Origin of the sequence: Martinezella miluonensis (genome assembly GCF_900094545.1) — a bacterium.
Taxonomy (GTDB): domain Bacteria; phylum Pseudomonadota; class Alphaproteobacteria; order Rhizobiales; family Rhizobiaceae; genus Rhizobium; species Rhizobium miluonense.
This window is the reverse complement of sequence record NZ_FMAH01000003.1, coordinates 116233-140179: the sequence shown is the minus strand read 5'-3', so window position 1 is coordinate 140179 and position 23947 is coordinate 116233. Positions and strand designations below refer to the sequence as shown.

At 59.9% G+C, this 23947-nt stretch carries 24 protein-coding genes; 18 read left to right on the top strand and 6 right to left on the bottom strand.

Annotated elements, in window-relative coordinates:
* Positions 1-79 precede the first annotated feature (79 nt).
* The 9 genes from kdpB (at position 80) to GA0061102_RS04605 (ending at position 10790) form a co-directional block, all read left to right on the top strand.
* Positions 80-2167, top strand: coding sequence for a potassium-transporting ATPase subunit KdpB (gene kdpB / locus GA0061102_RS04645; protein WP_092844501.1), 2088 nt, complete (start codon positions 80-82; stop codon positions 2165-2167).
* Between the two features lie 12 nt (positions 2168-2179).
* Complete coding sequence (locus GA0061102_RS04640; protein WP_092844499.1) at positions 2180-2785, top strand: K(+)-transporting ATPase subunit C; 606 nt, start codon at positions 2180-2182, stop codon at positions 2783-2785.
* A gap of 59 nt (positions 2786-2844) precedes the next feature.
* Entirely contained in the window at positions 2845-5556 is a 2712-nt protein-coding gene (locus GA0061102_RS04635) for a sensor histidine kinase (protein WP_092844497.1), read from the top strand.
* Positions 5553-6245, top strand: coding sequence for a response regulator transcription factor (locus GA0061102_RS04630; protein ID WP_092844495.1), 693 nt, complete (start codon positions 5553-5555; stop codon positions 6243-6245). Before GA0061102_RS04635 ends, GA0061102_RS04630 begins: the two co-directional genes overlap by 4 nt.
* A gap of 114 nt (positions 6246-6359) precedes the next feature.
* Positions 6360-6803 carry a PTS sugar transporter subunit IIA gene (locus GA0061102_RS04625; RefSeq protein ID WP_092844493.1) on the top strand — a complete coding sequence of 148 codons (444 nt, stop codon included), beginning with the start codon at positions 6360-6362 and terminating at the stop codon, positions 6801-6803.
* Between the two features lie 174 nt (positions 6804-6977).
* The gene (locus tag GA0061102_RS04620; RefSeq protein WP_092844491.1) at positions 6978-8006 is read left to right on the top strand and encodes a sulfate ABC transporter substrate-binding protein; all 1029 of its coding nucleotides are present in this window, start codon (positions 6978-6980) and stop codon (positions 8004-8006) included.
* Positions 8007-8012: 6 nt separating this feature from the next.
* Positions 8013-8870 carry a sulfate ABC transporter permease subunit CysT gene (cysT, locus tag GA0061102_RS04615; protein ID WP_092844489.1) on the top strand — a complete coding sequence of 286 codons (858 nt, stop codon included), beginning with the start codon at positions 8013-8015 and terminating at the stop codon, positions 8868-8870.
* On the top strand, positions 8860-9732 hold the full coding sequence (gene cysW, locus GA0061102_RS04610) for a sulfate ABC transporter permease subunit CysW (RefSeq protein WP_092844487.1): 873 nt from the start codon (positions 8860-8862) through the stop codon (positions 9730-9732). Before cysT ends, cysW begins: the two co-directional genes overlap by 11 nt.
* A gap of 11 nt (positions 9733-9743) precedes the next feature.
* Positions 9744-10790 carry a sulfate/molybdate ABC transporter ATP-binding protein gene (locus tag GA0061102_RS04605; RefSeq protein ID WP_092844485.1) on the top strand — a complete coding sequence of 349 codons (1047 nt, stop codon included), beginning with the start codon at positions 9744-9746 and terminating at the stop codon, positions 10788-10790.
* Positions 10791-10793: 3 nt separating this feature from the next.
* On the opposite strand, the gene GA0061102_RS04600 is transcribed toward GA0061102_RS04605, so the two are convergent.
* Positions 10794-11591 (bottom strand): NAD-dependent epimerase/dehydratase family protein, encoded by a 798-nt coding sequence (locus GA0061102_RS04600; RefSeq protein WP_092844483.1) that lies wholly within the window; start codon positions 11589-11591, stop codon positions 10794-10796.
* A gap of 102 nt (positions 11592-11693) precedes the next feature.
* Here GA0061102_RS04600 and GA0061102_RS04595 point away from each other — a divergent pair, with 102 nt between their 5' ends.
* Positions 11694-12443, top strand: a complete 750-nt coding sequence (locus GA0061102_RS04595; protein ID WP_092844481.1) for a FadR/GntR family transcriptional regulator — start codon at positions 11694-11696, stop codon at positions 12441-12443.
* A gap of 133 nt (positions 12444-12576) precedes the next feature.
* On the opposite strand, the gene GA0061102_RS04590 is transcribed toward GA0061102_RS04595, so the two are convergent.
* Positions 12577-13053: a MarR family winged helix-turn-helix transcriptional regulator gene (locus tag GA0061102_RS04590; RefSeq protein ID WP_208858608.1), complete on the bottom strand. Its 477-nt coding sequence runs from the start codon at positions 13051-13053 to the stop codon at positions 12577-12579.
* Positions 13054-13111: 58 nt separating this feature from the next.
* Between GA0061102_RS04590 and GA0061102_RS04585 the strand changes: the two genes are divergently transcribed.
* Positions 13112-13531: a cupin domain-containing protein gene (locus tag GA0061102_RS04585; protein ID WP_092844477.1), complete on the top strand. Its 420-nt coding sequence runs from the start codon at positions 13112-13114 to the stop codon at positions 13529-13531.
* 452 nt (positions 13532-13983) lie between these two features.
* Here the strand turns inward: GA0061102_RS04585 and GA0061102_RS04580 are convergent, their stop codons facing one another.
* Both GA0061102_RS04580 and GA0061102_RS04575 read right to left on the bottom strand, forming a co-directional pair.
* On the bottom strand, positions 13984-14823 hold the full coding sequence (locus tag GA0061102_RS04580) for an endonuclease/exonuclease/phosphatase family protein (protein WP_092844475.1): 840 nt from the start codon (positions 14821-14823) through the stop codon (positions 13984-13986).
* A gap of 123 nt (positions 14824-14946) precedes the next feature.
* Positions 14947-16410 carry a phospholipase D-like domain-containing protein gene (locus GA0061102_RS04575; protein ID WP_092844473.1) on the bottom strand — a complete coding sequence of 488 codons (1464 nt, stop codon included), beginning with the start codon at positions 16408-16410 and terminating at the stop codon, positions 14947-14949.
* 349 nt (positions 16411-16759) lie between these two features.
* On the opposite strand from GA0061102_RS04575, the gene GA0061102_RS04570 reads away from it, so the two are divergent.
* The 5 genes from GA0061102_RS04570 (at position 16760) to GA0061102_RS04550 (ending at position 19360) form a co-directional block, all read left to right on the top strand.
* Complete coding sequence (locus GA0061102_RS04570; RefSeq protein WP_092844779.1) at positions 16760-17026, top strand: DUF2934 domain-containing protein; 267 nt, start codon at positions 16760-16762, stop codon at positions 17024-17026.
* A 265-nt stretch (positions 17027-17291) separates the two neighbouring features.
* The gene (locus tag GA0061102_RS04565) at positions 17292-17486 is read left to right on the top strand and encodes a hypothetical protein (protein ID WP_092844471.1); all 195 of its coding nucleotides are present in this window, start codon (positions 17292-17294) and stop codon (positions 17484-17486) included.
* A 39-nt stretch (positions 17487-17525) separates the two neighbouring features.
* The gene (locus tag GA0061102_RS04560) at positions 17526-17840 is read left to right on the top strand and encodes a plasmid stabilization protein (protein WP_092844470.1); all 315 of its coding nucleotides are present in this window, start codon (positions 17526-17528) and stop codon (positions 17838-17840) included.
* A gap of 212 nt (positions 17841-18052) precedes the next feature.
* A complete protein-coding gene (locus GA0061102_RS04555) occupies positions 18053-18790 on the top strand; it encodes a glutathione S-transferase (protein WP_092844468.1) in 738 nt (245 codons plus the stop codon).
* 3 nt (positions 18791-18793) lie between these two features.
* Positions 18794-19360, top strand: a complete 567-nt coding sequence (locus tag GA0061102_RS04550) for a methyltransferase family protein (RefSeq protein ID WP_092844466.1) — start codon at positions 18794-18796, stop codon at positions 19358-19360.
* 1 nt (position 19361) lies between these two features.
* Here GA0061102_RS04550 and ligD read toward each other — a convergent pair whose 3' ends face one another.
* On the bottom strand, positions 19362-20249 hold the full coding sequence (ligD, locus tag GA0061102_RS04545) for a non-homologous end-joining DNA ligase (protein ID WP_092844464.1): 888 nt from the start codon (positions 20247-20249) through the stop codon (positions 19362-19364).
* 90 nt (positions 20250-20339) lie between these two features.
* Positions 20340-21134 (bottom strand): SDR family NAD(P)-dependent oxidoreductase, encoded by a 795-nt coding sequence (locus GA0061102_RS04540; protein WP_092844462.1) that lies wholly within the window; start codon positions 21132-21134, stop codon positions 20340-20342.
* Positions 21135-21397: 263 nt separating this feature from the next.
* On the opposite strand from GA0061102_RS04540, the gene GA0061102_RS04535 reads away from it, so the two are divergent.
* Together GA0061102_RS04535 and GA0061102_RS04530 are read left to right on the top strand one after the other, a co-directional pair.
* Entirely contained in the window at positions 21398-21793 is a 396-nt protein-coding gene (locus tag GA0061102_RS04535; protein WP_092844460.1) for a RidA family protein, read from the top strand.
* A 437-nt stretch (positions 21794-22230) separates the two neighbouring features.
* The gene (locus tag GA0061102_RS04530; protein ID WP_092844458.1) at positions 22231-23925 is read left to right on the top strand and encodes an ABC transporter substrate-binding protein; all 1695 of its coding nucleotides are present in this window, start codon (positions 22231-22233) and stop codon (positions 23923-23925) included.
* Positions 23926-23947 lie beyond the last annotated feature (22 nt).

The window sequence follows — 23947 nt, the reverse complement described above, 5'->3', positions numbered from 1 at the left end:
TCTTGTCATCTTCGGATTTCTAATCGGCTGATCGGCAGCGTTCCGATCTGACGTTTTCCTCTTCACGCTGGAGCCTCTTATGAGCCAGTTAAAATCAGCGAGTATTCTGGATTCTCGCATCCTCGTTCCGGCGATCGGCGCTTCTTTCAAGAAGTTGAACCCGCGCACGCTTGCTAAGAACCCTGTCATGTTCGTGGTCGCCGTCGTTTCGGCACTGACGACCGTCCTCTTCCTGCGCGACCTCGTCACCGGCGGCGGCAATCTCGCCTTCTCGCTGCAGATCAACATCTGGCTGTGGTTCACGGTGCTGTTTGCCAATTTCGCCGAGGCCGTTGCGGAAGGTCGCGGCAAGGCGCAGGCGGATTCGCTGCGCAAGTCGCGTACCGAAACCCAGGCAAAGCTGCTCGTCGGCAATAGCCGCACCGATTACAAGATGGTGCCGGGCACCAGCCTGAAGGTCGGCGATGTCGTTCTCGTCGAGGCCGGCGACATCATCCCGTCGGACGGTGAAGTCATCGAAGGTGTCGCTTCCGTCAACGAAGCTGCCATCACCGGTGAGTCCGCCCCTGTCATCCGTGAATCGGGTGGCGACCGCTCGGCCGTGACCGGTGGTACACAGGTCCTGTCGGACGAGATCCGCGTGCGCATCACCGCTGCCGCCGGCTCGACCTTCATCGACCGCATGATCGCGCTGGTCGAAGGTGCCGAGCGGCAGAAGACGCCGAACGAAATCGCGCTCAACATCCTGCTTGCAGGCATGACGCTGATCTTCGTGCTGGCGACCGTCACGATCCCGAGCTTTGCCGCCTATGCCGGTGGCTCGATTCAGACGGTCGTGCTCGTTGCGCTGTTCGTGACGCTGATCCCGACCACCATCGGCGCGCTGCTGTCGGCGATCGGTATTGCCGGCATGGATCGCCTGGTCCGCTTCAACGTGCTCGCGATGTCCGGCCGCGCCGTCGAGGCCGCCGGCGACGTCGACACCCTGCTGCTCGACAAGACCGGCACGATCACCCTCGGCAATCGCCAGGCAACGGCTTTCCGCCCGGTTCGCGGCATTAGCGAACAGGATCTGGCCGATGCAGCGCAGCTTGCCTCGCTTGCCGACGAAACGCCCGAGGGACGCTCGATCGTCGTGCTCGCCAAGGAAAAATATGCGATCCGTGGCCGTGACATGACGAGCCTGAAGGCGACCTTCGTTCCGTTCACCGCACAGACCCGCATGAGCGGTGTCGATCTGGAAGGATCCTCGATCCGCAAGGGCGCCGTCGATGCCGTGCTGGCCTATGTGGATGGCGCCGCCAATGGCGGAACCGACGGTACGACAGTGATCTCGCGAACCTCGAGCGAGATGCTTCGCGAACTGCAGGCGATTGCTGACGAGATCGCAAAGGCCGGCGGCACGCCGCTTGCCGTTGCTCGCGACGGTCGTTTGCTCGGCGTTATCCATCTCAAGGACATCATCAAGGGCGGCATCCGCGAGCGCTTTGCCGAACTGCGCCGCATGGGCATCCGCACCGTCATGATCACGGGTGACAACCCGCTGACGGCAGCTGCCATCGCCGCGGAAGCCGGTGTAGACGACTTCCTCGCCCAGGCGACCCCGGAAATGAAACTGGCGCTGATGCGTGAGGAGCAGTCCAAGGGCAAGCTCGTCGCCATGTGCGGCGACGGCACGAACGACGCTCCCGCGCTTGCCCAGGCCGATGTCGGCGTCGCCATGAATACCGGCACTGTGGCCGCCCGCGAGGCCGGCAACATGGTCGACCTCGACAGCGACCCGACGAAGCTGATCGAGATCGTCGAGATCGGCAAGCAGTTGCTGATGACCCGCGGCGCTCTGACCACCTTCTCCATCGCCAATGATATCGCGAAGTATTTCGCCATCATCCCGGCCATGTTCATCGCCTTCTATCCGCAGCTGAAGACGCTGAACATCATGGGCCTTGCGACGCCGCAAAGCGCCATTCTCTCGGCCATCATCTTCAATGCGCTGATCATCGTTGCGCTGATCCCGCTGTCGCTGAAGGGCGTTCGCTACCGGCCGATCGGCGCCGGCGCGCTGCTCAGCCGCAACCTGCTGATCTATGGTCTCGGCGGCATCATCGTACCCTTCATCGGCATCAAGGCCATCGACATGGCGATCACCGCCATCGGCCTCGTCTAAGGAGTTTGCACCATGCTCAAGCAAATCAGACCCGCTATCGTCATGATCGTCGCCACGACCGTCCTGACCGGCCTTGCCTATCCGCTCGCCATGACAGGTGTCTCCCAGGCGCTCTTTTCCCATCAGGCAAACGGCAGCCTGGTGGAGAAGGACGGCAAGGTGATCGGTTCCAGCCTCATCGGCCAGAACTTCACCAGCGACGGCTATTTCCATGGTCGCCCGTCGGCCACGACCGCCGCAGACCCGAATGACCCGACTAAATCGGTTGCAGCGCCCTACAACGCCGCCAATTCCGGGGCCTCCAACCTGGGGCCGACCAATTCGAGCCTGATCACCCGCATCAAGGGCGATGCCGCGACATTGCAAGCGCAGAACCCGAACATGCCGGTTCCGATGGATCTGGTGACGACCTCGGGCAGCGGTCTCGACCCGGATATTTCGCCGGATGCCGCCTATTTCCAGATCCCGCGCGTGGCCAAGGCGCGCAACATGGACCAGGCCAAGCTCAAGTCGATCGTCGATGCCTCCATCGAGTCCAGAGAGCTCGGTGTTCTCGGCGAGCCCCTTGTCAACGTACTGGCATTGAATCAGGCACTTGATGCTTCTATGAAACAGTAAGTTGAGCAGGTTGAGACGGCTTGCGCCATCTCAACCTCGTCAGGAAAGACAACCCACCGATGGCAGATGACAGCCGGGACATGATGAGCAGGCCTTCGCCCGATGCGCTTCTGGAAAAGGCGAATGCCGAGGCACGCGGCAGGCTGAAAATCTTCCTGGGCGCAGCGCCGGGCGTCGGCAAGACCTATGAGATGCTGATCTCCGGCAAGGCGAAGGTCGCCGATGGCGTCGATGTGGTGGTCGGTGTGGTTGAAACCCATGGCCGGCGCGAAACGCAGGCCTTGCTCGACGGCTTCGAAATCATTCCGCGTGTGGAAGTGGACTACAAGGGCCGGGCGCTTGAGGAGATGGATCTCGATGCCATTTTGAAGCGCCGCCCCGGCTTGGTGCTGGTCGACGAACTGGCTCATACGAATGCGCACGGAAGCCGTCATCCGAAGCGCTACCTCGATGTCAAGGAGCTGCTGGAGCGTGGCATCGACGTCTATACGACGCTGAATATCCAGCACGTCGAGAGCCTGAATGACGTCGTCTCGCAGATCACCCGCATCCGCGTCAGGGAGACGGTGCCGGATTCGATCATCGATCTAGCGGATGACGTCGAGATCATCGACCTGACGCCGGATGACCTGATCAAGCGTCTGCACGACGGCAAGGTCTACGTATCGAAGACGGCCGAGCGGGCGCTGACCAATTATTTCACACCCGGCAATCTGACGGCGCTGCGCGAACTGGCGCTGAGGCGCACGGCACAACGCGTCGACGATCAGCTTCTGACCCATATGCAGGCCCATGCGATCTCCGGGCCTTGGGCGGCGGGCGAGCGCGTGCTGGTCTCCATCGATCAACACCCGCGATCTGCTTCGTTGGTGCGTTATGCCGCGCGCATGGCGTCGCGTCTGCGCGCGCCCTGGGCTGCCGTCTATGTCGAAACCAATCGGTCGATCAACCTGACGGAGGCGCAGCGCGATACGATCGCAGCGACTCTGCGGCTTGCCGAGCAGCTCGGCGGCGAGGCTATCACCCTTCCGGGCCGCGAGGTGGCAGAGGAACTGCTTCGTCATTCGGCCAGCAACAATGTCACCCACATCGTCATCGGCTCGCCAAAGATCGGGTCCTGGCGCGATTGGTCTCGCCGTTCGGTTTCCTACGATCTCATCCGCAAGGCCGGTGACATCAGCGTCCATGTCATTTCCGGCAGCGATGCGGATGGTGAGGCTACAAGGCGCGGCGTCAAAGTGGCGCCTTCGCCGCCTCCTTTCCAGTTGCGCGGCTACGCTCTGGCAACGCTCTATGTCGCCATCGCGCTGGGCTTCTGCGTCATCCTCGATCAGGTGCTGGATGTCCGGAACCTGGCGCTCGTTTTCCTGATGGCGGTCCTGGCCAGCGCGGTAACGCAGGGCCTGCGCCCGGCGCTCTATTCCTGTATTCTCGGCGCGCTCGCCTTCAATTTCTTCTTCCTGACGCCGCGCTATACGCTGACGATCAGCGATCCCGAGAGCGTGCTCGCCTTCTTCTTCTTCCTCGGTGTCGCGATTATCGCCAGCAATCTGACGGCAACGGTGCAGCGGCAAGCGGCCGCCGCGCGCCAGCGGGCGCGAACGACCGAGGACCTTTATCTGTTTTCGAAGAAGCTCGCCGGCACCGGTACGCTCGACGACGTGCTGTGGGCAACGGCCTTTCAGCTTGCCTCGATGCTCAAATTGCGGGTCGTCCTGCTTCTGCCGGAATACGGCACCATTGCCGTCAAGGCCGGCTATCCGCCTGATGACACGCTCGACGACGCCGATATCGCGGCGGCGCGCTGGGCATGGGAGCACAATCATGCGGCCGGGCGCGGCGCCGATACTTTGCCCGGCGCCAAGCGCCTATACGTGCCGCTGCGCACGGGCCGCACCGCCGTCGGCGTCATCGGTCTCGACAATGACCGCCGCGACGGGCCGCTCCTGACGCCGGAGCAGCAGCGGCTACTCGATGCCCTGGCCGATCAGGCAGCCCTTGCCATCGAGCGCGTGCAGTTGGTGGCCGACGTCGACCGGGCCAAGCTGGCCGTCGAGGCGGATAGGCTGCGCTCCGCGCTGCTGACCTCCATTTCGCATGACCTGAAAACGCCGCTTGCCGCGATCATGGGTGCGGCGGGAACGCTGCGCGATTACTTGGAAACGCTGCCGCACGAGGATCGTGTTGATCTTCTGTCGACCGTTATCGACGAATCCGAACGGCTCAATCGCTTCATCGTCAACCTGCTCGATATGACCAAGATCGAATCCGGGGCGATGGAGCCCAATTATGCTCTGCATTATGGCGGCGATATCGTTGGCAGCGCGCTTCGGCGCGCCGAGAAGATCCTCAGCCGCCACCGCGTAGAGGTCCAGATACCTGCCGATCTGCCGATGGTGAAGGTCGATCCGGTTCTGTTCGAGCAAGTTCTGTTCAACCTGCTCGACAACGCCGCCAAATATGCCCCGGAGGGTTCAGCTATTCGTCTCGAGGCCTGGGCCGATATCGACAATATCGTCTTCCGGGTCATGGACGAGGGGCTCGGCATCCCGCCCGCCGATCTCGAGCGTGTCTTCGATACGTTCTACCGCGTGCGCAAGGGCGATCAGGTGAGGGCGGGCACCGGCCTTGGCCTGTCCATCTGCCGCGGCTTTGTCGAGGCCATGGGCGGCACCATTGCCGCCGGCAATAGAACGGATCGCCAAGGGGCGGTTTTCACCATCCGTATGCCAAGACCAACGGATGTCCCGAAGCTGGATGAATTGAAATGAACACGACTGCCGTCAAGATTCTCGTCGTCGATGACGAACCGCCGATCCGCAAACTGCTGCGTGTCGGCCTCGGTGCCCAGGGCTACGTTGTCAACGAGGCCCAGAATGCCGCCGCCGCGCAGGCCTCCGTGGATGAGGACCGACCAGATTTGGTCGTGCTCGATCTCGGGCTACCCGACAAATCCGGCCAGGACCTGCTCATGGAATGGCGCGAGGACGGCATGCAGATCCCCGTCGTCATCCTGTCGAGCCGCACCGATGAGGCCGGCATCGTCAAGGCACTGGAAAGCGGTGCGGACGACTACATAACCAAGCCTTTTGGCGTCAACGAGCTTGCGGCGCGCATTCGCGTCGCCCTGCGCCACCGACTGCAGCAGCAGGGAGAAAAGGCGATCTTCCAGACCGGCGGCCTCTCGATCGATCTGGTCAAGCGCATCGTCAGGGTCGATGGCAGCGAGATCAAGCTGTCGCCGAAGGAGTATGATATCCTGCGCGTGCTCGCCCAGCACGCCGGCAAGGTGCTGACCCATCAGTTCCTGTTGAAGCAGATCTGGGGGCCAGCCGCGGACGTGCAGTATTTGCGTGTCTATGTCCGCCAGCTCAGGCAGAAGATCGAGCATATCCCCGATCAGCCCCACTATATCACCACCGAAACTGGCGTCGGCTATCGTCTTCGCGAGCCGGAATGAGATGAGGGATTCGCTGCTGCGATCAGGAACATTCGTTTCCTGATCGGCATCACGATGAACGTCACCCCGGCATTATCGCCAGCATTATCGATTGTCCGACCTCTAAGAGCGACCATGGATCTTTCCACCATCATCCTGCCAGAGCATGTCTTCATCGGAGTGCCAGCCCCGACAAAATGGCGGGCGCTGCAGGTGCTGTCATCGAAGGCAGCCAGCTGTTTCGGCCTCGATGGCGCTGCGGTTCTGAGGGCGCTGGAAACGCGCGAGAAGCTCGGAACGACCGGCATCGGCAATGGCGTGGCCGTTCCGCACGCCGCAATTGCGGGTATGACGAGGCCGCGTGGCCTGCTGGCCCGTTTCTCCCACCCGGTGGATTTCGAGGCCATTGACGATATCCCGACCGAATGGGCCTTTGTGCTGCTTTTTGGGGAGGGCGGTCGTAGCGAGTATCTGAACGTGCTGGCGGCTATCGCGAGGCGACTGAGAACCGAGGGCGTGCTGGCGGCGATGAAGCAGGCAAAGAGCGCCGAAGAACTCTATTCCATCTTTCATGTCTGATGCTATCGCCGGATACCGGCGATTGTGACGCCTCGCGACTGTGCCGGAATGTGATTTCACTTTTCCGGATTCTATGGGATGCTGTTCTCCAGAGTTCCTTAAAACGGGAACGGTCTTCGTTACTTTATACGACCAAGTTGATAGGGTTTAAGGACAAACGAAGGGGGTTCATCCATGCAGACGGTAAGGCTTTCCCGGCTTTTCGCCACAGCAGTTTTGATCGGTAGTTTTTCGGTTGCGGCGATTGCGCCGACCTGGGCAGCGGACAAGACGCTTCTCAATGTTTCCTACGATCCGACGCGTGAGCTGTACAAGGATTTCAATGCCGTCTTCGCGGCAAAGTGGAAAAAGGACACCGGCGAAAGCATCAACATCAAGGCTTCGCATGGCGGCTCGGGCGCACAGGCGCGCTCCGTCATCGACGGTCTCGATGCCGATGTCGTGACGCTGGCGCTGGAAGGCGATATCGATGCGATCGCCAAGGCGACGCACAAGATCCCTGCTGACTGGAAGACCAAGTTCCCCAACAATTCCGTTCCTTATACCTCGACCATTGTTTTCCTGGTGCGCAAGGGCAACCCGAAGGGCGTCAAGGACTGGTCGGATCTGGTCAAGGACGGTGTCGAGGTCATCACGCCGAACCCGAAGACATCAGGCGGCGCCCGCTGGAACATTCTGGCTGCATGGGCCTGGGCCAAGCAGGCCAATGGCGGCGACGATGCCAAGGCGCAGGAATATGTTTCCCAACTTCTGAAGCATGTTCCAGTTCTCGATACCGGTGCGCGCGGTGCAACGACGACCTTCGTCCAGCGCGGCCTCGGCGATGTCCTGCTTGCCTGGGAAAACGAAGCCTATCTTTCGCTCGATGAACTCGGCCCCGATAAATTCGAGATCGTGACCCCATCCGTCTCCATCCGCGCCGATCCGCCGGTTGCCGTCGTCGATGGCAATGTCGACACCAAGGGTACGCGCAAGATCGCTGAAGCCTATCTGAACTACCTGTACTCGGACGAAGGTCAGAAGATCGCCGCCAAGCATTATTACCGGCCGATCAAGCCGGAAGCGGCCGATCCCAAGGATGTCGCCCGCTTCCCGGCCTTGAAGCTGGCGACCATTGACGATTTCGGCGGATGGGCCCAAGCTCAGCCGAAATTCTTCAATGATGGTGGTGTCTTCGATCAGATCTACAAGCCGGGGCAATAAGACTGAATGCATTCCATAACCCGCAAACGGTGGCGGTTTCGGCAGCCGAGTGTCATTCCGGGCTTCGGATTGGCGCTCGGCGTTACCTTGGCTTGGCTCATCTTCATCGTTCTCATTCCGCTGTCGGGACTGCTGTTGAAAAGCAGCGCTCTCGGCTGGTCGAAATTCTGGGCGCTCGCCTTTGATGTGCGCACGCTCTATGCGCTGCGCATGAGTTTTGGCGGCGCTTTCATTGCCGCGCTCGTCAATGCCGTGCTCGGGCTCATCCTGGCCTGGGTGCTGGTGCGCTATCGCTTTCCGGGCAAACGCATCCTCGATGCGATGGTCGATCTGCCGTTCGCGCTGCCGACGGCCGTGGCTGGCATTGCGCTCACGACGCTTTATGCGCCGAACGGCTGGATCGGCCAGTTCCTGACGCCGCTCGGCATCAAGATCGCCTTCACGCCGGTCGGCATCGTCATCGCGCTGATTTTCGTCGGCCTGCCTTTCGTGGTGCGCACTGCGCAGCCAGTCATGGAAGAGATTGACCGCGAAGTCGAGGAAGCGGCTGCGACCCTTGGAGCCTCCCGTTTTCAGACGATAACACGCGTGCTGCTGCCGGGATTGGCGCCTGCCGCGCTAACGGGGTTCGCATTGGCATTCGCGCGTGCGGCGGGTGAATACGGATCGGTCATCTTTATCGCCGGCAATAAGCCTTACGTCTCGGAAATCGCGCCTCTGCTCATCGTCATTCGCCTGGAGGAATATAATTACTCCGCAGCAACGGCGATCGCGACGGTGATGCTGATCATTTCCTTCACCATGCTTTTGATCATCAACCTCATTCAGGCCTGGAGCAGAAGGAGATATGGCTATGGCGCATGATCTTTCTGGCACTGCCGAAACCGGTCATTCCGTCATCACCGAAAGCCGGGTGGCGCGTATCACCTTCGTATTGATCTCGCTCGCCTTTCTGACGTTGATGGTGCTCCTGCCTCTGGCCGCCGTTTTCGTCGAGGCTTTCCGCAAGGGTATCGGGGCCTTCTTCGAAGCCCTGGTCGATGAGGAAACCTTTGCGGCGATCCGGCTGACACTGATCGTTGCTGGTATCAGCGTGCCGTTGAACCTCGTCTGCGGTGTTGCCGCTGCATGGGCGATCGCCAAGTTCGAGTTCAAGGGCAAGGCGTTCCTGACGACGCTGATCGATCTGCCATTCTCGGTTTCCCCGGTCATATCCGGCCTGGTCTTTGTGCTTCTGTTCAGTTCGAATAGCGTGCTCGGTCCCTGGCTGCAGAGCAACGGCATACGGATCCTGTTCGCGGTGCCCGGGCTCGTCCTTGCAACGATGTTCGTCACCTTTCCCTTCGTCGCTCGCGAACTGATCCCGCTGATGCAGGAGCAGGGCAGCGCGGACGAGGAGGCGGCACTTTCGCTCGGGGCCAATGGCTGGCAGACCTTCTGGTATGTCACGCTGCCGAACATCAAGTGGGGACTGCTCTACGGCGCGCTGCTCTGCAATGCTCGCGCCATGGGCGAGTTCGGCGCCGTCTCGGTCGTTTCGGGCCATATCCGCGGCGAAACCAACACCATGCCGCTGCAGGTCGAGATCCTCTACAACGAATATAATTTTTCTGGGGCTTTCGCCGTTGCTACGCTCCTCGCCCTGCTTGCCCTGGTCACACTTATACTGAAGACGTTGCTGGAAATGCGCTACAGCGAAGAGATCGCAGCCAGCCGGCGTCACTGAAGGAATTCTTGATGGAAGTTCGCGTTCAAAATCTGCGCAAGGAATTCGGTCGATTTCCCGCGCTGCACAATGTTTCTCTGGATATTCGCTCGAGCGAACTTATTGCGCTTCTCGGCCCGTCCGGCTCCGGCAAGACCACGCTGCTGCGCTTGATAGCCGGCTTGGAAACGCCGACGGAAGGCAGGATCTTCTTCGGTGAGGACGATGCTTCGAGCAAGACCGTGCAGCAGCGCAATATCGGCTTCGTGTTTCAGCATTATGCGCTGTTCCGACACATGACGGTGTTGGACAATGTTTCTTTCGGCCTGAAAGTCCGCTCGGCATCGCGTCGTCCGCCACGCGACGAAATTCGCCGGCGCGCGCTGGAGCTGCTGGAGCTTGTGCAGCTGAACGGCTTGGAGAAGCGCTATCCGGCCCAGCTTTCCGGTGGTCAGCGACAGCGCGTGGCGCTGGCGCGTGCCATGGCGGTGGAGCCGAATGTCTTGCTTCTCGACGAGCCCTTCGGCGCGCTCGACGCGCAGGTCCGCAAGGACTTACGCAAGTGGCTGCGGGAGATCCATGATCGAACCGGCCATACCACCGTTTTCGTGACCCACGATCAGGAAGAAGCGCTTGAGCTTGCTGACCGCATCGTCGTGCTCAACAAGGGGGCGATCGAGCAGGTCGGTACGCCGGATGAGATTTACGACAAGCCGAACTCGCCCTTCGTCTATGGGTTCATCGGCCAATCCAATCGCGTCAAGGTTCGCATCGCCAGTGGCGAGATCTGGTTCGACGACAAGCCGCTGGGGCTCAGCACGCCGCACGAGCCGGATGGCGAGGCCGATCTCTATTTCCGGCCGCATGATATCGAGCTTCGCGACGGCGACGGCGGCGCAATTGCCGGCCTGCTTGTCGCCAGCCGCCGCGTTGCGGGTACTCGCCACCTCGAGATCAACATTGGCAGCGAGTATGAGCCTATCGAGATCGAGCTGCCGCCGAACAAGGCGGATACGCTCGACCGCAATCGCATCGCTTTTAGGCCGACCCGGTGGAAGCTTTTCCGCAGCAGCCTTTGACCGTCAATCCTCCGGGTGGGCGGCTGAGGCAAAGCCGCCGCCCTGGTAGATGACCGCCGGATCGTTCGGATCGTCCTGGGGTGTTCGCGACAGAATTTCAGCCCGCCAATGAGCGGCCTTATCCTGCGGTTTCCAGCCAAGGAAGGCAGCGTTGCTGTTGTCCCACCATTGCTCGTCATTGTCGGAAACGCCGTAGATGATGGTATGGCCGAGGCGCGGCGCGTCGAAAGCGCAGCCGCAGAGGGACAGAAAATCCCGCACGCTGAACCAGGTCGCCAGCATGCGCGTATTGCGCGGCTCCGGAAAGCAGGAGCCGATGCGCACCGACAAGGTTTCCTGGCCGAACTTGTCGAAGTAGAGGCTCGCAACCGCCTCGCCGAATACTTTCGAAACGCCGTAAAGGGAATCCGGCCGCGTGGGCACCTTGTTGTCGATGCGCTCGTCGCGGCGATAAAAGCCGATCGTGTGGTTCGAGCTGGCAAAGACGATACGTGGTTTGCCGGCTGCGCGGGCGGCTTCGTAGAGATTGTATAGTCCGAGAATATTGCCCTGCAGGATCAGGTCGAAGGGTTTTTCCACCGAGATGCCGCCGAGATGGATGATGCCGTCGACCCCCGTGACCAGCGTGTCTACACCGCTGCGATCGGCAAGATCGCAGGCAACGAAACGCTCGTTCGGGCGCAGGTCGCGAATAGGAGCAAGATCGGACAGGACGACGTTCTCGGCGATCTGCGCCAGAAGCGGCCTGAGCGCCTGGCCGACGCCGCCGGCAGCGCCGGTCAGCAACAGAGTTTTCAGCATGATTGTCTCCCGATCGATCCTGTTGTCGGCAGGTTATAATATACCCTTTTTCCAGTCATCATATATCTGTAGGATTGACCGGCAAAATTGAGGAAGAGTGGGATGCGGCGCGAGGACGTGACCGAAAGGGGAGAGAGCAGTGCGCAGCCATCCGGCCGGCGTAACCTTGTCGATCATGTTGCCCAGCAATTGCGTCAGGAGATTCTCGGCGGCATATCGCCGCCTGGCGAGAAGCTGCCGAGCGAAAACGGCCTGACCGAGCGCTACAAGGTTAGCCGCACGGTCATCCGCGAGGCGATCGCATCGCTGCGCGCCGATGGTCTGGTCGAGGTGCGCCATGGCGTTGGTGTCTTCGTGAGCGCCGCGCAATCCTTTCCTTCAGCAAATCTTCTGGCGACCGATCCTGCTCGGATTTCCTCGATCATCGAGATGCTGGAACTGCGCACTGCAGTCGAAACGGAAGCGGCGGGGATTGCGGCTGTTCGGCGCTCGCCGGCGCAGGAGGAGGCCATCCTCGAGCGCTGCAAGGACATCGATCGCGCCCTGCGGGGTGGTATTGCCACCTCGGAAGCCGATTTCGCCTTTCATCTGGCCATAGCCGACGCGACCAACAATCCGCGCTTCAAGGAGTTTCTGGAACTGACCGGCAAGAAGATGATCCCGCGCTCCTTCCTGCTCGACCACGATGATGAAGCCGCTGCCGCCAATTACATCGTCCAAATCCAGGCCGAACATCGTCAGATCGCCGAGGCGATCTCCGACAGGGACGAACAGGCTGCCCGAGCGGCGATGCGGCTGCATTTGACAGGCAGCCAGCAGCGTTATCGTAGCCTGATACGCAGAAGTAGGTGATCGGGCAGTACGCCCGCTGGCCTCGAGTTTCCGCCCTTCTGTCGTTAGTGCCACCAATGGCTGCTCACCTTCGGAGGTACGGTTCGCGAACCGTTCTGAGGCTACCCTTATCACCGTCGCAAAGTTGAGTTTTTCAGCGGTTTGTCGGTTCCTGTGCTTTGGTCGACAGCTGCTTCAACACATCTACGAAGTCATCGAAGCGCTCCTTTCCAACCTCTTTGGACCATTGCTCATGCAACTGCCGAAGACATCCGAAAATGGCTGCGACGACTTCATGCCCCCGTGGTGTTAGATAGACCAGTCGGCGATCGCTGCCGTCGGCTGCGCGCCGCTCGACATAGCCCAGGTCTTCAAGCTGGCTGAGCAGATAGTTCACGGCTTGTCGCGACATCCGCTTCTGACGCGCGAGCTCGGACGGTCTCATGCCATCCGGCAGCGGAAACGAGAACACGGCAAAATGCGCCTCCTGGAAGTCAGCAAACCCCGCCTCGTGAATGGCTTGCAGCATGCGGTCTCGCACATGCTGCCAGACAACGCGCAGCAGCGCGCCGAAGAACGGCGGGCCGGGCAACGCGTCGGGAATTGAATTCTGGGGCGATAGGATTGACATATATGTAAAGTCACTTTACTTGTTGATGTAAAGTTACTTTACATTGTGGAGACCTCATATGGAAGCGGTAGGAAACGACATTGTGCGGATCGGGCAACTCGAACTGCGTTTTCTCATCTGTGAAGTCGGCGCGACGGTGTTCGAATTCACAGTGCCATCTCGGGCGCGCGTCCCCGCTCCGCATCATCATCGGGATGCCGACGAATTCCTCTACGGCCTCGAAGGCACGCTCACTGTGATCGTCGATGGGCTAACGCACGAGATTCGCGCCGGCGACGCCATATTCATTCCGCGAGGGGCGGTGCACCATCACGAGAACCTGCATGATGGCACAGCCAAGGTCTTGGCGACCATCACACCGGGTACCATTGGACGGCGTTATTTCGAGGAAATTGCCGAGGTGGTGAACGTGCCCGGCAAACCGGACCTCACTAAGGTCAATGAGATCATGCTCCGCCACGGACTGGTCCCGGTCTGATCAGTTCACCCAAGCCTCGCAATTTTCCAGTTGATTGCACAAGGAGACAGGAGCGTGACCAAGGCCGCTTTTGGCGCAAGGTTGCCGTGAACACGATGTTCACCGTAGGGCAATCTCCTGCTGAATTCTGGAGCCTGCTCTCTTGGCGGGAGAAAGCCCCAGCTTGACAATAAACAGCCCGCCGCGCCAGACGCCAGGGCACAGTTGCTCGTGTGGCGCTGTCGTGGGCGTTACCGTCATCCAACGCGCCTTTGTCGAGAAGGTCCCAGCATGCAGGTCTCGATGCAAGAGGCGTTTATGGTATGACATCGTTTTCCCAAACTCATTCGTCAGCCGTTTGATGGCTCCAATAGTGTTCCTGGTTGTGGGCACACTCTGGAGCGGATCCGCCTTATCCGAACAAGGCTGCTGAGCGGCAGGCGGCCGTACCAAGCGAATAATAGACTCTGAGCCTAGGCTGTTTGCGACCGTACCTCGGCTTCCATCTCGGATGCTTCGAGACTGACCACGGCTTTAATCGGCAAGTGATCCGACGCCACGCGTGCCAATGGTGAGTCATGCACCTCTACCGCTGAGATCATGCCGCGCCGGTTTGCCATGATGCGATCAAGCGCCAGAAGCGGTAGCGTCGAGGGAAAGCTCGGCACTGCCGGAGGGAGAGGGCCAAAGGCCGCCTGGAAAGTATTGAGCGACGACCGGTCGCCCAGCCGCCATTCGTTGAGATCGCCGAGCAGGACGGTCGGCATTTCGCTGCCGTCATTCATGAGATCGACGATCAGCCGCGTTTGCTGGGCGCGCGAGCGATGCAGCAGGCCGAGATGGGCAGCGATGATGCGGATGCTTCCGCCGCGCGCCAACTCTATCTCGGCAATCAGTGCACCGCGAGGCTCAAGCCCGGGCAGCTTGATTTGATGCACGTCGCGGACGGTGCCCTGTTTGAATAGGACAACATTGCCGTGCCAGCCATGTGCCTTGCTGGTGCCGGCGATCGGCACCGGGATGAGCCCGGTTTCGCGTTCGAGCCGGCGCAGATCGAGGATCCCCGTGCGCTCCCCGAAGCGGGTATCGGCCTCCTGCAGGCCGATGACATCGGCATCGATTTCATAAATGACCCGGCTGGTTCTCTCCGGATCGAAACGGCGGTCGGCGCCGACGCACTTGTGTACATTGTAGGAGGCGATCAGCGTGCCTTCGGGACGGTCCGGCTTGCTTGCCGGTGTTGGATGTGAGCTCTTTCGGTTCTTCAGGCTTTCCAGAATGCTCGCACCGAGGCTTTCTTTCTTTTTTCGCATCGATCCGTCGACCGTTCCTTGATCAGACCATGTCGGGTACATGTTTGGGATTATAAGAAGCGATCCTCGGCCTTGTCATGTAAAAAGGCTGCGACAAGGGTAGATTGTCCATGTGGCAGCCCATCAGAGATATGGCGAACCGAGCCAGAGGACCTTCTCGATCAGCCTCACAATAAAGGGTCGTGCCCGGAGCTTTTCGAGATCGACCGGGTGTGCCGTTTCCAGGATCGCGCCGATATGTGCATCGATCGTGCCGGCGAAGCCGCGATCGAGTACCTCGAGATCCACCTCGAAATTCAGCCGCAGCGAGCGAGGATCGAGATTGGAGGAGCCGACATAGGCCCATGTGCCGTCGATCGCCAGCAGCTTGGAGTGGTTGAACGGACCTTCGGCCCGCCAGATACGGCAATAGTTCTTCAGCATCTGGTCGAACTGCGCCGTCATGGCGCGGTCCACAAGCACGAGATTGTTGGCCGTCGGCACGACGATATCGACCTCGACACCGCGTCTGGCCGCCGTGACCAGCGCGCTGATCAGTTCCCGATCCGGCAGGAAATAGGGCGACATGATACGGATCGTCTTATGCGCCACCGACAGCGCGCCGACGAGCATCTTGTGATTGGTTTCCAGGCTACGGTCCGGGCCCGAGGCGACGACGCGCATGAAGACCGGCGCTCCGGGCTCGTTGGAGGGCGCCGCAATCCGCCATTCACCTCCGTCCAGAACTTCACCGGTGGTGAAGCGCCAGTCTTCGGCGGCGGTGTTGAAGAGATCGGCAACCGCCGGACCCGTCACGCAGAAATGCATGTCGCGCGCGCTATGCTCGTGTGCGAATTCGCGCGTGAATCCCTGGCGTATATTCATGCCGCCGGTAAAGGCGATCCGCCCGTCGATGCTCAGAATCTTGCGGTGGGTGCGCAGATTGGCATAGGGCAATCTGAGTCCGATGATGACATTACCGTTGAAGACGTCGACGTCGACGCCGCCCTCGCTGAGATAGCCCATGATGCTCGGCACGGAATAGCGGGCGCCGACGGCATCGATGAGGACGCGCACGCTGACGCCGCGTTTGGCCGCTTCGATCAGTGCGTCGGCAATGCGAAAGCCGATCGGATCGCGGTCGAATATATAGGTTTCCATCAGAATGCTGCGTTCGGCGCCGTCGATGGCAGCTTTCATTGCGGCATAGGCAGCGTCGCCGCTGGTCAGCATCTCGATGGTGTTGCCGGTGCTCATCGTATAGCGCACCACGCGGTCGCCGAGCGTTTTCATCGAGTCGAACCGGTCGCCGAAAAGCCGCCGCACCTGTTCGTCCTTGGCGTCGAAACTGGCAAGCTCGCCTGTCGCACTCTCGCGAAAGAGCGCGTCGCGCTGCGAACTGAGGGAAGCGCGGCGGATGCGGTTGATGCCGGCGACGGCGTATAGCAGCGCGCCGATGATGGGCGACAGGATGACGACGCCGACCCAGCCGATCGCAGCGCGAACATCCTCTTTGGTCATTGCTGCGTGGATCGCGGCGGCTGCCCCCATGGCGATGGAGAGGACAGCGAGGATTTGGCCCCAATGGGCAGCCACAAGGTCGATCATGCCGCGGAGTATATATTCGACCGCGAAAGCTGCAATCAGCTGCCTTACAATCTTTAAGGCATATTCGTTTTCAGTGCGAAAACCGCTTTTATTAGATATTTTTAATTGAACAGGATTGCCGCCTCGCGCATATTGATCACGTTTCGGCTGCTTCGCTACCGTCCACCACGGTAATTTGTGTTCCAAGTGCGAAGCGCCCCTGCGGTTCGAGCGTCAAGACTCACGGAATAGCCCCAGGTCCATGTGGAAGCATCGGGTCTTGGTTGCTCGGGGGAGGCATGAAAGCCCGCGTTTCAAGAACGGGCATTGTTCACCAACCATGTTCATTGATGCGAACGGAGAACAGCAGATGTTGGAATCTCGGGACGAATGGATCAAGAAGCGTGCCTATGCCATCTGGGAGGAAGAAGGCTATCCTTCCGGCCGCGACGTCACGCATTGGCAGCAGGCAAACAGTGAACGTATTGCTCTTGAAAAGAGCGTCGGCAAGGAAAGTAAGCTTGGCGTCAAATCCAAGGCGACACGGAAGTTGACCGTGACTGCCGCTGTTGATGAGATAGCGGACAAGCCCGTTGCGAAACAGACCACCAAAAAGACTGTCAAAGCTAAAGCCTAGTATAAATCCTGCCTTTCGAGATGCGGCGGAGGCGAGGGCGGTTCGATGATGAGCGTCGAGCCGCCCCTTTTTGACCGCTGCTATCGAGATATCTGCAGCAATTTCTGTATCTTGGGCCTGAGGCACAAAATAGTTGTCACACATCGGTGCTATTGGAGCGGGTAGGGAGCCCCACCATGTGCCACAGCTACATCGATGATCCGGAGTTTGTTGTTTTGACGATCGTCGCAGCTTGCATCTTCGCCGACCGAGCGGAGGTAATGCGGTGACGTCTCTCCTCGTTCTCGCAGCCCTCTATCTTCTGGCGGCGCTGATCCTCATCCTGATCATCGACCGCTCCGTTGGACTGTTCTTCCCCGCTTCGGCCAGGCACCGAGCCACACCCCGGCATGACCGACGCTCATGGTTCGGGGCGATCAATCGCGGATCGCCCGGCCAGATATCGGAACCTTTTCCGTGACGCCGGGTTGGTCTTTCATCCGCAATATGGAGAAAGATCATGCCGCGTGGAGACAAATCCGCCTATTCGGACAAGCAGAAGCGTAAAGCCGAACATATCGAGGAAGGTTATGAGGATCGCGGCGTTTCCCATGATGAAGCCGAGCATCGCGCATGGGCAACGGTAAACAAGGAAAGCGGCGGGGGTAAAAAATCGGGCTCCGGTCGCGGCCATCCGGAAAGTCATGAATCATCGGAGAAGGGCGGCAGGATTGGCGGTCGCGCTTCCGCAAACCGGCCGGCCGCCGAGCGTTCGGCATCGGCGAAGAAGGCGGCCTCGACCCGCAAGCGCCATGAACATCGCACTCATTCCTAAAAGGCGGCCAGGAAGGGCCTTTCCTCCCCCGGCCTTCATTGCCTCTCTCAGACGTTTCGTCGGGTAGGTTGACCCTTCCGTTCCTTGATGCCGATGATAAGTTTCTACAATGGCAAGCAGAGTCGTCCTGCCGCCAAGGAACACGGCAGCCGGCACGCAGTCGCTGACGTATGGCCTGCGACGACGGCAAATGCACCCATCGGAGAGACCAGATGCCTTATGAGCTTTACTACTGGAACAGTATTCAGGGGCGCGGCGAATTCGTGCGGCTGGCACTGGAGGAGGCGGGTGCCGATTACATCGATGTTTGCCGTGGCGCGACAAGCAGGGGGCGGGGAATATCGGCCATGATGGCGATCATGGGGAGCAGATCCGATGCCGACATTCCGTTTGCGCCGCCGTTCTTGAAGGATGGCGATCTCATCATTCCGCATGTGGCGAACATCCTGATGTATCTTGGGCCGACGCTCGGCCTGGCGCCCAAGGATGAAGCGCAACGCCATGTGTTGAACGGCCTGCAACTGACGATCACCGATTTTATCGCCGAAGTGCACGACACGCATCATCCCATTGCCACCTCGAAATACTACGAGGATCAGAAGGAGGAGGCCAAGGCACGGGCTGCCGAGTTCATCGGCAACCGCATCCCGAAATACCTCGGCTATTTCGAGCGCGTCCTGCAACAGAATCCGAAGGGGCCGGCCCATATCTTCGGCGGCGGATTGACCTATGTCGATCTATCGCTCTTCCAGGTTTACGAGGGCTTGCGCTATGCGTTTCCACGCGCCACCGCGCATCTCCCTGATCGCTATCCGCACTTAAACGCCTTGCACGCGGCTGTCATGAAACGGCCCAACATTACTCGCTATCTTCAATCCGATCGCCGCATTCCCTTCAACGAGAACGGCATTTTCCGGCGCTATCCAGAGTTGGATAGAGATATGGTGTGAGCGATGCTTTTCTATCAGTTCATTCCAGCCTGCTGGATCGTCTGGCTGCTGATCTGGCTTTTCGCCTCTTTCCGGGTCAAGAGGACCGTACGGCAGGAGGATACGCTATCGCGGCTTGGCAATACCGCGCCGATCTGGATCGGCGCTTTTCTCCTAGTGGCGCATCCCTCTTGGCTCGGCCCTCTGCAAACTCCGATCATTCCGCATGATCGGACGACCTATGGCATCGGCGCGGCGCTGACGTTAATCGGCCTTGCCTTTGCGGTGTGGGCCCGCGTCCACATCGGCCGGAACTGGAGTGGCGTCATCACTCTTAAGGAGGATCATGCGCTGATCCGCTCCGGTCCCTATGCCCTTGTACGCCATCCGATCTATTCCGGCCTGATGCTTGCCATCATCGGCTCGGCCATTGCGCGTGGCGATATTGCCGCGGCGCTTGCCATCATCGCCGTGCTCTATGCCGTCCTGCGCCGCGTTCACATCGAGGAAAGCTGGATGAGCGAAACCTTCGGCAGTGCCTATGCCGACTACAAGGCCAGCACGCCGGCTCTGGTCCCATTTCTGATATAGCTCAGCTCTTCAGCTCCGACGCGGCTTCAAAAAAGTCGGCCCAAGGGTCAGTGCTGGAATTGCCGAGGCGCTCGGCAGCATTTCTGACGGTGAAGGAGGCCGGCCCGATCTTGCCGTTCAATTCTTCCCATGCGATCGGCATCGAAACGGCAGCTCCCGGCCTTGCCCGCGTCGAATAGGGCGCAACTGCCGTGTTGCCGCGGCCGTTGCGCAGATAATCGATGAAGATATGGCCGGCCCGCTTTGCCTTGCTGGCGACCGACAAATATCGGTCCGGATGGTCAGCGCTCATTGAGTGCGCAATTGCCTCGGCCGTATCCTTGACCTGCGGCCAGGCCGCCGCCGGCTTGAGGGAAGCGACCACATGCAGCCCCTTGCCGCCGGAGGTCTTGACGAATGACGCAAGGCCGAGGGCGACAAAGCGCTCCCTTATTTCCTTCGCGGCAGCGATGACTTCGTTCCAGTTGATATCCTCGCCGGGATCGAGATCCATGATGATCATGTCGGGCTTTTCCCAGTGATCGATGGTCGTGCCCCAGGGATGTATCTCGAGCGCCGCGGATTGGACGAGTGCTGCAAGTCCGTCGAAATCCCCGATTTTCAGGAGCTTGGCGCTTTCCTTGTCCTGGGGATCGGTGATCTCGACGATATGGGAATTGATGCCTTTCCAGGCATGTTTCTGGAAGAAGCGAGGTCCGTCTATGCCATCGGGACAGCGCAGCAGCGCAAGAGGCCGATTGACGACGAAAGGCGCCATGCGCGGCCAGGCCAAAGCGTAATAGTCGACGAGTTCCTGTTTGCTGACACCGTCGTCGGGCCAATAGACCCGCTCAGGATGAGTCAATTGAACGGAGGTGGTGATCCGGTTCTCAATGGGCGTCTTTGCCATTCGCATGCGCTCCATCTTCCTGCGGCATGAACGCCGCGCCGGGCATAGACTAGCATTGCCCGGCGCGGAAAGTCGATCACCTCTAGCGGCTTAGGGCATCAACTGGCCGCCATTGACCTCGATCACTTGGCCCGTGACGTAGCCGGACAATGTCGGGGACGCCAGAAACAGATAGGCGCCGACGCAATCCTCCGGCGTGCCGACGAAGCCCATGGGGATGGTCTTGCGCTGCAGTTCCATCTGTTCGTCATTGGTGTAGCGCTCGTGGAACGGCGTTGCGATGACGCCGGGCGCGACCGCATTGACGCGGATCTTGTCGTTGACGAATTCCTTGGCGTGACCATGCGTGATAGTCGAGACGAAACCTTTGGAGGCGGCATAGAGGATGGCGCCGTTGCCACCGCCGTTGCGGGCGGCAATCGACGTGGTGTTGATGATGAAGCCGCCTTGTTTCCGGAGGTGAGGGTGGGCGGCTCGGGTTGCAGCAAGCACCGAGCGGGCGTTGAGGTTCATCACGCGCTCATAGTGCTCGTCGGTCATGGCGGCGGTCGGAAGCCGGCCGAGCATGCCACCGGCATTGTTCACGAGCCCATCCAAACCATCCAGGGCTTCGGCGGCTTCATTGACGACCCGTTCCGTCTCGCCGTCTTGAGAGACATCGCCCTGGACCAGATGCACCGTGCCGCCGCTCGCCTTGATCCTGGCAGCTAGCTGCTCGGCGGGCTCGCGGCTGGCGTTGAAATGGAGGCCGACCTTCATGCCCTGTGCCGCAAAGGCGAGGACGAGAGCTGCGCCGATGCCGGTCGAAGCGCCGGTGATCAGCACACGCTTGCCGGCGAGATCGGGAATGCGAATGGAAGCAAGGGAATGCGCGAGTTCTGTCATGACGTCTCCTCCTGAACCTCAAACAATCATATGATGAAATCATCCTGCTTCGCATAGCGCAAGAGCAATAGGGCGATGCGGAGGTGCCCTTTCGAATGGATTTCCCGCCCGGCGCGAAGAAGAAGGCATGCGGCGGTGAAACGATCTGGCGCGTCCGTGCCATGGCGGATATTGAGGGGCGCACAGGAGTCGCACGCCCCGTCCCGTCGTTTTGAGATGTTGGCGACCGCAGATTTCGATAACAATGAGAGGCCGAGTAGATCATGAGCAAGAACAAGCTGATCCGTTTTGATATCGCCGATAATCAGGCTGGCGGCCAGCGCCGTCCTTTCGCCAAGGCCGTGCGCGCCGGCGATTACGTCTATGTTTCGGGTCAGGTCCCGACGGTCAATGGCGAGGTTATCGTCGGCAATATTGTCGCGCAGACCGAGCAGGTCATCGCCAACATCAAGGAAGTCCTTGCCCTTGCCGATTGCACTCTTGAGCATGTCGTTAAGGTCAATGCCTGGCTTGACGATGCCCGCGATTTTTCGAGCTTCAATGCGGTGTTCCAGAAGCATTTCATCGATCATCCGCCGGCGCGCTCGACCGTTCAATCGCCGATGATGGTGGACGTGAAGGTCGAGATGGACGTTATCGCTTACAAGCCGCTCGACTGAACCGATACCCAGTGACTATTGAAGGCTTCGCTCCGGATGCCCTGCGTTCAGAGCGGAGCCATTTCATTCTGACTCGACTGCGCCGCTGCAGCTCATAAGCTGGCGACAGATCCCGATACCTTTCCAGCTCGGGCCGAGTTAGATTTCCCACCTCGCGCGACCTTCAGAATTCGAACACCGGCTATGCTCCGTTCCGGTGGAGAAGACGTGTTCCAAGGTTGCTCTGCGGATAGATTTTTCGCTTATCGGCGTGCGCCTGATGGCCACCAGTCCTCTCGCGATTTCGATTGCGACAGATCGCCGCTTCATCATCAGCGAACGTGCGCGCGCCCCCATACCATCGCCTGTTGATTTCCAATCAGCGGATTGACGATCGCGCAAACTCACGATTAAATCAATTTGATTGACTAGTAGAGGTCAACGAGAGGGAGCAGAGAATGGAACTGAAGAAAAGCAGATTGCGCAATCTCTTCCAACAGACGTCGTGGCTGGCAACGGCAGCGCTCGGCACATCGCTGGCATTCGGTGCGGGGATCGCCTCGGCAGCCGAATCCGTGCTGACGATGCACATCGAGGAGCAGACGAGTTGGGTCAGTAATTTCAATCCCTTCGATCTGGCCGGCCGTCGCCAGAGCACGATGGATTTCATCTATGAGCCGCTGGTTATCTTCAACGCCAACGATGGCGGCAAGCCCGTCTGGCGTCTGGCCACGAACTACAAGTTCTCCGACGATCTGAAGTCGATTACCTACGATCTGCGCCCCGGCGTGAAGTGGTCGGACGGCCAGCCGCTGACCTCAGCCGACGTGAAATACACGATCGACCTGATGCTGAAGAATCCCGCTGTCGATACCGTTGGCGCTGGCCAGACGGTCGCTTCCGTCGAAGCGCCGTCGCCGACCCAGGTGAAGATCAATCTCAAAGACGTGAATTCCGAGTTTCCCCAATCGCTGGCCGATCTGGCTGTCGTGCCGGAGCATATCTGGAAGGGTGTGGCCGATCCGGTTGCTTTCAAAAACGAAAAGCCAATCGGTTCCGGACCGATGACCGAGGTGCGCCGTTTCACGCCGCAGGTCTATGAGCAGTGCCGCAATCCGAATTATTGGGATGCCGCTTCGCTGCATGTCGATTGCCTGCGTCTGCCGCAGATTTCGGGCAACGACCAGATGCTGGCGCTGTTGCCGGAAGGCACTGTGGACTGGATCGGTTCGTTCCTGCCGCAGATCGACAAGACCTTCGTGGCCCTTGATGCCCAGCACAATGGCTATTGGCAGCCGCCGGCAGAAACCGTCGCCTTCCAGATGAATTTCAAGTCGACCAATGCCGGCAATCTCGAGGCTTTCAAGGATCTCAACTTCCGCCACGCCTTCAGCCTAGCGATGGACCGCAAGTCGATGGTCGATATTGCCGGCTTCGGCTATCCGGTCGTCAATCTGCATGCCAGCGGCCTGCCGCCGCGCTTCGAGAGCTGGCGCAACAAGGCTGCCGAAGGCGACAAGGATGCCTTCATGGGCTTCGACACCGCTAAGGCGAACAAGATCCTCGACGATGCCGGCTACAAGAAGGGCGCCGACGGCTTCCGCACGACGCCGAGCGGCAAGCCGATCGCTTTCCCGGTCATCGTGCCGAACGGCTGGACCGACTGGATCGATGCCGTGCAAATCGCCGTCGAGGGCTTGCGTGGCATGGGCATCAATGCCTCCGTCGCGACGCCTGAATATGAACAGTGGCGCAAGCAGCTGCTCGATGGCAGCTTCGACGTGGTCATGAACTCGCGCGCCGATAGCGCCACGCCGTTCCAGGGCTATTACCAGAGCCTGTCTACGGACTATGCCGGCAAGCTTACCGTTTCTGCGCCACGCTACTCGAACCCGAAGCTCGATGCGCTCTTCGATCAGTACCGGAAATCCTCTTCCGAGAACGAGCACAAGAAGATCTTCAACGATATTCAGGTGCTGATCGCCGACGAGTTCCCGGTCGTGCCGGTGTTCAACGGACCGACCTGGTATCAATATTCCAGCAAGCGGTTTACGGGTTGGGTTACCGACAAAAATCCGGTCATGAACCCGGAAAACCACGACAACAATCGCATGCGCCTCATGCATCTGCTGCGTCTCAAGCCGGTCCTGTAAGACCCAAGCCAAGGAAGCAGAC

Bases quoted from the DNA above. Each gene is read 5' to 3' on its own strand.
- GA0061102_RS04630 (WP_092844495.1), top strand. From the start codon at position 5,553: ATGAACACGACTGCCGTCAAGATTCTCGTCGTCGATGACGAACCGCCG.
- cysW (WP_092844487.1), top strand. From the start codon at position 8,860: ATGGCGCATGATCTTTCTGGCACTGCCGAAACCGGTCATTCCGTCATC.
- GA0061102_RS04625 (WP_092844493.1), top strand. From the start codon at position 6,360: ATGGATCTTTCCACCATCATCCTGCCAGAGCATGTCTTCATCGGAGTG.
- kdpB (WP_092844501.1), top strand. From the start codon at position 80: ATGAGCCAGTTAAAATCAGCGAGTATTCTGGATTCTCGCATCCTCGTT.
- GA0061102_RS04530 (WP_092844458.1), top strand. From the start codon at position 22,231: ATGGAACTGAAGAAAAGCAGATTGCGCAATCTCTTCCAACAGACGTCG.
- GA0061102_RS04585 (WP_092844477.1), top strand. From the start codon at position 13,112: ATGGAAGCGGTAGGAAACGACATTGTGCGGATCGGGCAACTCGAACTG.
- GA0061102_RS04600 (WP_092844483.1), bottom strand. From the start codon at position 11,591: ATGCTGAAAACTCTGTTGCTGACCGGCGCTGCCGGCGGCGTCGGCCAG.
- cysT (WP_092844489.1), top strand. From the start codon at position 8,013: ATGCATTCCATAACCCGCAAACGGTGGCGGTTTCGGCAGCCGAGTGTC.
- GA0061102_RS04550 (WP_092844466.1), top strand. From the start codon at position 18,794: ATGCTTTTCTATCAGTTCATTCCAGCCTGCTGGATCGTCTGGCTGCTG.
- GA0061102_RS04580 (WP_092844475.1), bottom strand. From the start codon at position 14,823: ATGCGAAAAAAGAAAGAAAGCCTCGGTGCGAGCATTCTGGAAAGCCTG.
- GA0061102_RS04570 (WP_092844779.1), top strand. From the start codon at position 16,760: ATGTTGGAATCTCGGGACGAATGGATCAAGAAGCGTGCCTATGCCATC.
- GA0061102_RS04590 (WP_208858608.1), bottom strand. From the start codon at position 13,053: ATGTCAATCCTATCGCCCCAGAATTCAATTCCCGACGCGTTGCCCGGC.
- GA0061102_RS04605 (WP_092844485.1), top strand. From the start codon at position 9,744: ATGGAAGTTCGCGTTCAAAATCTGCGCAAGGAATTCGGTCGATTTCCC.
- GA0061102_RS04640 (WP_092844499.1), top strand. From the start codon at position 2,180: ATGCTCAAGCAAATCAGACCCGCTATCGTCATGATCGTCGCCACGACC.
- GA0061102_RS04535 (WP_092844460.1), top strand. From the start codon at position 21,398: ATGAGCAAGAACAAGCTGATCCGTTTTGATATCGCCGATAATCAGGCT.
- GA0061102_RS04540 (WP_092844462.1), bottom strand. From the start codon at position 21,134: ATGACAGAACTCGCGCATTCCCTTGCTTCCATTCGCATTCCCGATCTC.
- GA0061102_RS04575 (WP_092844473.1), bottom strand. From the start codon at position 16,410: ATGATCGACCTTGTGGCTGCCCATTGGGGCCAAATCCTCGCTGTCCTC.
- GA0061102_RS04595 (WP_092844481.1), top strand. From the start codon at position 11,694: ATGCGGCGCGAGGACGTGACCGAAAGGGGAGAGAGCAGTGCGCAGCCA.
- GA0061102_RS04555 (WP_092844468.1), top strand. From the start codon at position 18,053: ATGCCTTATGAGCTTTACTACTGGAACAGTATTCAGGGGCGCGGCGAA.
- GA0061102_RS04635 (WP_092844497.1), top strand. From the start codon at position 2,845: ATGGCAGATGACAGCCGGGACATGATGAGCAGGCCTTCGCCCGATGCG.
- GA0061102_RS04620 (WP_092844491.1), top strand. From the start codon at position 6,978: ATGCAGACGGTAAGGCTTTCCCGGCTTTTCGCCACAGCAGTTTTGATC.
- ligD (WP_092844464.1), bottom strand. From the start codon at position 20,249: ATGGCAAAGACGCCCATTGAGAACCGGATCACCACCTCCGTTCAATTG.
- GA0061102_RS04560 (WP_092844470.1), top strand. From the start codon at position 17,526: ATGCCGCGTGGAGACAAATCCGCCTATTCGGACAAGCAGAAGCGTAAA.